This is a genomic window from Brevundimonas sp. P7753 (assembly GCF_013386595.1).
In the GTDB taxonomy this organism is placed as follows: domain Bacteria; phylum Pseudomonadota; class Alphaproteobacteria; order Caulobacterales; family Caulobacteraceae; genus Brevundimonas; species Brevundimonas bullata.
The window spans coordinates 1-651 of the sequence record NZ_JACARP010000216.1 but is presented as its reverse complement, the minus strand read 5'-3'; the positions used below and the strand labels follow the sequence as shown (position 1 = coordinate 651).

The 651-nt window shown below is 61.8% G+C and carries 1 protein-coding gene; it reads left to right on the top strand.

Annotated elements, in window-relative coordinates:
- Window positions 1–651 (top strand): IS3 family transposase (locus HX774_RS19220; RefSeq protein ID WP_178829008.1); only part of this gene is annotated, 651 nt, incomplete at both ends.

Below are 651 nucleotides of genomic sequence, written 5' to 3'. Positions count from 1 at the left end.
GGGCGTGTCGATCCGGCGGGCTTGCCGGGTTCTGGAAATGGACACTTCGAGTTTTCACTACAAATCCCGCCGCCCCGACCAGGCCGGCCTCGAAGCCCGCATCAAGGCGATTTGCGAGACACGCGTGCGCTACGGCTATCGCCGGGTGCATGTGCTCCTCCAGCGCGAAGGTTGGCGGACAAACATCAAGAAGACCCACAGGATTTACAAAGCCTTGGGCCTTCAACTGAGAAACAAGACGCCCAAGCGGCGGGTGAAGGCCAAGCTCCGGGAGGATCGCTGTGAGGCGACGCGGCCGAACGAAACCTGGGCGATGGACTTTGTCCACGACCAGCTGGCAACCGGTCGCAAGATCCGCATTCTGACCATGGTGGACACTTTTTCGCGGTTCTCGCCGGTGATCGATCCCCGTTTCACCTACCGGTCTGAGAACGTCGTGGAAGCGCTCGACAAGGCCTGCGCGAAGCTCGGCTATCCCAAAGCCATCAGGGTCGACCAGGGCACGGAATTCGTCTCCCGAAACCTCGACCTATGGGCCTACGCCCATGGTGTCACCCTGGACTTCTCTCGTCCGGGCAAGCCGACGGACAACGCCTTCATCGAGGCCTTCAACGGCCGCTTCCGGGCCGAGTGCCTGAACGCCCACTGGTT